Below are 6,834 nucleotides of genomic sequence, written 5' to 3'. Positions count from 1 at the left end.
TGATTATATGGATACGACATAGTAAAAAAATCCTCTCCAAACTTATCTTTTATTACTTTCCTTTAATCAATATTATACATACCTTCTTCAACTAAACTGCCCCGTTAGTTCAATAAGAAAAAAGAGCTGCCTATGCAACTCAATGATCTTCAAGTAAAGCACCCGTTAGTACAATTAGGGGTCTAGTCAGATTTATGCGGATTTACAACGATAGGACTTCAATTTTTATACACGTTTTTATTCATCAAAGACGATGGTGCAACATTACTTCATATGGTTCAAAACCTTTGCTATGACTGACTTTTAACAAAAGTGCATAAACAATGTTCATAAGAAAAGCCACGAACGTTGATTTCACAACATTTGTGGCTTTTAAGTTTGTTTCCAAACTTTGATTTGGGAACGTTTATTTATCTTTCAATGTATTCCATATGTAATGCATTATTTTCCCATTCTTCTCTTAAAATACCCATACGAATTGAATCGTAATAAACACCTTCGTGATATCGAACTTTACGAATACGTGCTTCGATTTGCATACCTAGTTTTTCACCAACACGAATCATTCTTTCGTTCCCAGACCAAGTTGTAAAGCCTACACGAACTAAAGGTATAGTTGAAAATAGATGGATTATCCATAATTTTAATGCACGTGTACCAATGCCATTTCCCCATGAGCCTGCTTCATGTAATATTATTCCCATTTCAAGCCATTTAGACGGCTCATGCTCCCAATAATAAGAGATAATACCTCGGACAATTCCACTCACTTCAATCACCCAATAGCTTTCATCACCAATCCATTCATCTTTTGATAACATAAAATCTTCATATGATTTGGGGTGATGGGGAAAATACGGGGCATCCCATTTTTTCCATTCTGGTTTTTCATCTTTATAAATGAGCTCCCATAAGCGAAATAAATCTTCTTCTACTATTGGTCGAATCGTCAATTCTTTGTCTGAATACATCATTTATCCTCTTTTCAATTGTTTTAGTTTCATTGAGATTGAAAAGAAAAATATGTCTACTTTTCAATCACCTTTGTTACCTGTCTCATATTAATCAATCCTTTCTAAATAAAGTTATCCTTATTTTACCACAAGAAACAGTTACTTATTGAAGTAAAGCACCCATTAGCTTAAAAAGTATAAATGGCGACAAAAAATCCAAATGCTGCAGCAAGGATAGAAATTATTGCACTTGTTTTCCGTTTTGCTTTTAGTTCCAAAAACCCCGTAACTAAACCAGACACACCTAAGAACAACAGCATATATGGCATAAACTCAAAGTTTTTAGTAATAAGACTATAACTTGCTAATGCAAAAGCAATAACTAACGAGATAATTCTTAATATTTTTAACATTTTTTCTACCTCCATTTAAATCACATCATTTTGAACTATATTTTTGGTTATGAAAATCGAATTCTTTATTCAACTAACCTGCCCCGTTAGTTCAATAAAGAAAAAAGAGCTGTCTGAACAGCTCATAGATCTTCTACTAAAGCACCCGCTTCTTTAAGTGTAATATTTCAAAATCCTTCCTAAAAAAATATCGGACTATCTTTTTAGATTGAAACATAAAAACTAAACTTTGTACTACAACTAAAATTTAAAATACTGTGTTACTAAATAGAGGTGTTGTAGCTATAAAAATCTTCTTACCTACTTTATTACATCAATTACTAGGGGAATGGAACTACGGTATACTTAAGCCATCCGGTACGTTTTAATGTCCTTATATCTCTAAATTCTCCATCCTTTCCAACTACAAAAAGAATATTGTTTTCAGGATAATCTTCATCTAAATAAGTCACTGAATTTTGTTCGTAAGATACCACCTGTACATTTAAAAAATACTTCCCTTCACACAACACTTTACTTTCTTTAAAATCGTTTAAAATATCACTGGCTTTCGGGATTGTATTTTTATTTTCGTAAACATTAAACTTATAATGAAAATTAATAACTGACTCATTGTTCAAAGGATACAACGATTCATTTTCATCACTTGTTAGTGATGGTAATAATGAATTGGTGTCTATTTTTTCTTTCTTTCTAAGGTCATCAATTAGCCTTTTTTTTTGATCTTTTTCAATATTAAAATCAAGATAATAATTTTTTGAAGGTTTATCCATTAAATGATATTTTTCGATAATCTGATTGGACGCCTTGATAGTTTCAGGATGTTGTTGAATATATGCTTCTTTAAATAGTTGTAAATAAACATCGTCACTTTCGTCAGGAATAAATTGATTTGTTTCTTGATTAAAGGCTAATGTGAGATTTACATGATAAGGTTTATAGATTTCTACATAACCATACTTACTTTCACCACGCTCACCATCATTTTTAGCACTTAGTATGTTGTAGTTCTTTATTCCGTAGTTTTCCAAATGATTTTTAACATTCTCTTCTACAAATTTTTTGGGGATTTCGCAGCCCGTTAACAAAAGGAGCAAAAAAGCAATTATAATAGCAAGATGTATTTTAAACAATTTAAAATACATAACCAAAACCTCTCATCAATTTTGATATTATTTCCTTTAACTCAATTCTTATAAATCCTTGTTTGCCTTTAAGTTCAAATGCATACACTCAAATCATCTCTCTTCATTTAATTGCTTTGATCAAAATACAAGTTATTTTAACAGATTCTTATTCCACTAAACTGCGCCGTTAGTTCAATAAAGAAAAAAGAGTTGCATATAGAACTCAATGATCTTCAAGTAAAGCACCCGTTAGTTTTGAATTACTTATTTTTTTCAGGATAAATTTTATTAAGAATAAAGTATATTATCCAAAATGGAATTGGTAAAGCTACTATGAAAGCTCTTTGGTTAGCAGGTATTACATAAAGTAAAATAAATAATGAAATTACGAAAGGTATTGTTAGTGACCAGTAAATCTTTTTATTTACATTAAACAATTTTGATTCCACTTCCTTTATATACCATTAACTATTACTTCTACGAAATAGGGTATAACTCCTTCTTGAAGTAAACTGCCCCGTTAGTTTAAGTACATTTTTTCACAATCTTTACAGTGATAGTAACAGAAATATCCAACAAAAAATCATCTCACCTCTAGAAATCTATAGAGAGGAGATGGTTTTAATCAATCTTTTTTATAAAGCTACAGCTATATCTCTACGCTACTTCCAATTTCACTTATTATCAATCAGAATGTTTATAACCTTAAAAGGTTCTATTTTCTCTGAATTCCCATAAAAACATGGCCCACAATAATTTAGTCCCTCATAATTTATGAAGGGTGCATTTTTATTAATACGTTTATGGCAATCTTGGCATATAACCAAAGCAGTAATTTTGAAGTCATTATTAAGGCCTGCCATCTCATTATTTTTCATTGTAAATCCCATTTTCTCATATAGATATTTGCCGTCTTATGAAGCATGCAGCCATATCCTTTTAACCCCAGTGAACTTACTTTCTTCAGTAATATTTTCAAGAATTCTTCTTCCAAATCCATTTCCACGATGTTCAGACACAGTATACATATTCAAAATATAATCTTCAATTCCTTAAAGATTCTCTAAATATGGTCGTCTTCTAAATATGACCATGGTACCGATACTCACTACTTCACTACTTCACCATTCATTTCAGCGATATAAGATTACCTTATCCTAGCAATAATAGGCATAATTCTTGTAAGTAGTTACAATAGTTCGGGTAAAAAGATTCATAATCCGAAATAAATTAGGTGAAATTTATATCAATATTCCTTATAATATGTAAAGGGATATAAGTTAAAAGTATTATAGTCAATTGTTTTCACTAAATACAATTAGAAAGTAGTGATATTATTGAAGATAGGAAAAAAAATATTTTTAGGATTTACTTTGATGGTTATCTTGATAGGGATCTCCTCTATTTTTACAGTCAAACATACTCGTGAAATTAATCAAAGTTTGGATGAATTGGTAGATAGACGATTTGTTCAAATTAGATTAGTGGATGATATTCAATATGAAATGGCTCTACAAGGGTCTTATTTACGTGGATATTTATTGCAAAAACATAGTAAATCATTGGATTCATTACGAGATCATCAAGCCATTTTTGATGAAAAATTAGCCGAACTTGAAACAATGGTCCGATCTGATACGATGAAGGAATTAGTTGCAGATTCAATCGCTACTAAACAAGAGTTCGATCGTTATACAAAAGAAACTATTTATCTACATCAAACCGGTAATGCCACTAAAGCAACCCAATTGATGAATGAAAAAATACAGCCTATAAATGACAAAATTTTAAGTAATGTTGAAGATATGCTTACATATCAAAATGAACAATTAGAGAAAATTCAACTTGATGCAATGGATAAAACAAGTTATGCAACGCTTTCTGCAATTATTAATTTCATAGTAAATCTAGTTGCTGCCACAGTCATCTGTATCATTATTACACGAATGATTTCTACCCCTGTTCGTAAGTTAAATGAAGGGGTTAAGCTAATAGCAAAAGGCGATTTATCACAACCTGAGATCACAATTCGTACGAGAGATGAACTTCGTGAACTAGCTGATTCGTTTAACGAGATGAAACAGAACTTACGTCATCTAATCCTAGCAACGAATAATAGTGCAGAACATTTATCCACTTCAGCAGCTGAATTATCTGCCAGTACAGAAGAAGTATCACAAAGTTCAGAAAATGTTTCGACTAGTATAGAAACAACTTCTATAAATGCTTCAATGTCATCTGCTGCTGCTAAAGAAAGTGTTGTTGCTATGGACGAAACAGCTTCTGGAGTTCAGCGTATTACTGAATCTACGCAAACTTTGCACACAACCGCAATTGATACACTGACTATTGCAGAAGAAGGTCAGAATAAACTGATTGATGCTAAAGAACAAATGCAAAATATTTACGATGCAACTGTACTAGTAACAGAATTAACAAAACAACTCGGATTACAGACTGCGGAAATTGAAGATATTACAAAAGTAATAACAGGAATAACTGAACAAACGAATTTACTAGCTTTAAATGCAGCGATCGAAGCTGCACGTGCAGGAGAACATGGTAAAGGCTTTGCTGTTGTAGCAGATGAGGTTCGAAAACTGGCAGAGGAATCGAAATTATCAGCCAACAAAATAGTTACCTTAACTGCCACTATTCAACGGGATACAAAAAATGTTGAAAATGGTGTCTCACAAGGGTTGATGACCGTTGAAGAAGGCGTCAAGATCATTGAGCAAGCTGATGTTTCATTCCACTCAATCACTGGAGCTGTAAGATCAATGACTTCCCAAATCGAGGACATATCAGCCGCTTCCGAAGAAATTTCCGCGAGCGCTGAAGAAGTTGCCGCTTCTATATCAGAAATCGCAAACCATTCAGATGGTATTTCAGTTCAAATTGAGGCAGTATCTAGCTCAATTGAAGAGCAAGTAGCTTCAATGCAGGAAGTCCATAGCATTGCTCAAGATTTAAATGCAAAATCGGTATCTCTTCAAAAAGAAATTCAGCAATTTAAGTTGTGATATTAGGGCCCATGGAAATCGTAATTTTCCATGGGCTTTTTTGATTGTTGTTATTATTACATTAATTGCTTAAAGACTTTTACTCAATCTCACCCTAATGTAATTTACATGTATGCCTACGTCTTAGTAGGCAATTTAAATGTACCTATAACTCCCCTAATTCTTTAGCGTCAATCTTTTCCTTTTACATTTTCTCTCAATCTATTTACACTTAATATAAACTACATATATTGGAGGCGAGTCTGATGGAAAAGATTGAACAGATTAGCGAAGGATTATTTTGCATCGATACGTATGATTTAGGACGACCAAATCGGACGAGTTCTTATTTGTTAAAGGATAAAAAAATTGCATTAATCGAAACATCTGCAAGTCCTTCTGTACCTTATATCATGCAAGGACTTCAGGCGCTGGGCGTGGCTCCTGAAGATGTAGACTATTTAATATTGACACATATCCATTTAGACCATGCAGGTGGTGCTGGGTTATTTATGGAGAAATGCAAAAATGCAGAACTAATTGTGCATCCAAAAGGAGCACGTCATTTAGTAGATCCAAGTCGCCTCATCGCCAGTGCACAGTCTGTTTATGGGGATCAATTTAATACTCTATTTGACCCTATTTTACCTATTGAAGAAGCAAGAATGAGAACCGTTGAAGATGGGGATCAACTTGTACTCGGTGAAACATCTTTGACTTTCTATCATACAAAAGGTCATGCGAATCACCATATCTCTATCCATGATAGTAAGAGCAATGGGATTTTTGTTGGAGATACGACTGGCGTATATTATCCGGAACTTTTGGAAGAAGACTTCGACTTAATCCTTCCTTCTACGTCACCAAATCAATTCGACCCCGATGCGATGGAACAGTCAATTCAATTATATGAAAAGCTTGCGCCAAGTCAGCTATACTTTGGGCATTATAGTGTTTACTACGAGCCAAATATGGCATATAAACAAGTTCGCTTCTGGTTACCAATATTCTTAGAAGAAGGTAAAAAAGCAATGGCGGCAAAAGAGGAGTTTTATGCGAGATCACGAGATTTAGAAAAACGTTTGAATGCAGTTGTAAATGATTATGTGTTACAACAAGGTTTATTACTCAGTCACCCCGTTTTCAAAGTGATACCGCTAGATACGGCAGTTTCTGCTATGGGAATCATTGATTATTTGGTAAAATTAGAAGGTTAAGATAATAAAAAGCAGGTTTGCAATATAGTGAACTGCCCCGTAAAAGTTAGACACCATTCTAACTTTTACGGGGGTTTTTTTATGGCAAAAGTACGAGTTGAACAACGTATTCAAGCGGTTCA

The 6,834-nt window shown here is 33.1% G+C and carries 6 protein-coding genes; 2 read left to right on the top strand and 4 right to left on the bottom strand.

Annotated features, from left to right (window positions below; translation table 11 throughout):
* Positions 1-410: 410 nt before the first annotated feature.
* The 4 genes from ACQKM9_RS21610 to ACQKM9_RS21595 all read right to left on the bottom strand — a co-directional run bounded on the left by ACQKM9_RS21610 (position 411) and on the right by ACQKM9_RS21595 (position 3,521).
* The gene (locus tag ACQKM9_RS21610) at positions 411-971 is read right to left on the bottom strand and encodes a GNAT family N-acetyltransferase (RefSeq protein ID WP_427736533.1); all 561 of its coding nucleotides are present in this window, start codon (positions 969-971) and stop codon (positions 411-413) included.
* 170 nt (positions 972-1,141) lie between these two features.
* Positions 1,142-1,366 (bottom strand): DUF3953 domain-containing protein, encoded by a 225-nt coding sequence (locus ACQKM9_RS21605; protein ID WP_427736532.1) that lies wholly within the window; start codon positions 1,364-1,366, stop codon positions 1,142-1,144.
* A 320-nt stretch (positions 1,367-1,686) separates the two neighbouring features.
* Positions 1,687-2,511, bottom strand: coding sequence for a hypothetical protein (locus ACQKM9_RS21600; protein WP_427736531.1), 825 nt, complete (start codon positions 2,509-2,511; stop codon positions 1,687-1,689).
* An 896-nt stretch (positions 2,512-3,407) separates the two neighbouring features.
* Complete coding sequence (locus ACQKM9_RS21595; RefSeq protein WP_427736534.1) at positions 3,408-3,521, bottom strand: GNAT family N-acetyltransferase; 114 nt, start codon at positions 3,519-3,521, stop codon at positions 3,408-3,410.
* Positions 3,522-3,821: 300 nt separating this feature from the next.
* Between ACQKM9_RS21595 and ACQKM9_RS21590 the strand changes: the two genes are divergently transcribed.
* Both ACQKM9_RS21590 and ACQKM9_RS21585 read left to right on the top strand, forming a co-directional pair.
* The gene (locus tag ACQKM9_RS21590; RefSeq protein ID WP_427736530.1) at positions 3,822-5,516 is read left to right on the top strand and encodes a methyl-accepting chemotaxis protein; all 1,695 of its coding nucleotides are present in this window, start codon (positions 3,822-3,824) and stop codon (positions 5,514-5,516) included.
* Between the two features lie 245 nt (positions 5,517-5,761).
* Positions 5,762-6,712 (top strand): MBL fold metallo-hydrolase, encoded by a 951-nt coding sequence (locus ACQKM9_RS21585; protein WP_427736529.1) that lies wholly within the window; start codon positions 5,762-5,764, stop codon positions 6,710-6,712.
* Positions 6,713-6,834: the final 122 nt, after the last annotated feature.

The organism is Viridibacillus sp. NPDC093762 (assembly GCF_050279675.1).
In the GTDB taxonomy this organism is placed as follows: domain Bacteria; phylum Bacillota; class Bacilli; order Bacillales_A; family Planococcaceae; genus Viridibacillus.
The sequence above is the reverse complement of the archived record's forward strand: the minus strand, read 5'-3'. Positions and strand labels throughout refer to the sequence as shown.

What these genes read in the sequence shown, in the direction of transcription:
- ACQKM9_RS21600 (WP_427736531.1), bottom strand. Translation starts at nt 2,511, where the DNA reads ATGTATTTTAAATTGTTTAAAATACATCTTGCTATTATAATTGCTTTT.
- ACQKM9_RS21585 (WP_427736529.1), top strand. Translation starts at nt 5,762, where the DNA reads ATGGAAAAGATTGAACAGATTAGCGAAGGATTATTTTGCATCGATACG.
- ACQKM9_RS21595 (WP_427736534.1), bottom strand. Translation starts at nt 3,521, where the DNA reads ATGTATACTGTGTCTGAACATCGTGGAAATGGATTTGGAAGAAGAATT.
- ACQKM9_RS21605 (WP_427736532.1), bottom strand. Translation starts at nt 1,366, where the DNA reads ATGTTAAAAATATTAAGAATTATCTCGTTAGTTATTGCTTTTGCATTA.
- ACQKM9_RS21610 (WP_427736533.1), bottom strand. Translation starts at nt 971, where the DNA reads ATGTATTCAGACAAAGAATTGACGATTCGACCAATAGTAGAAGAAGAT.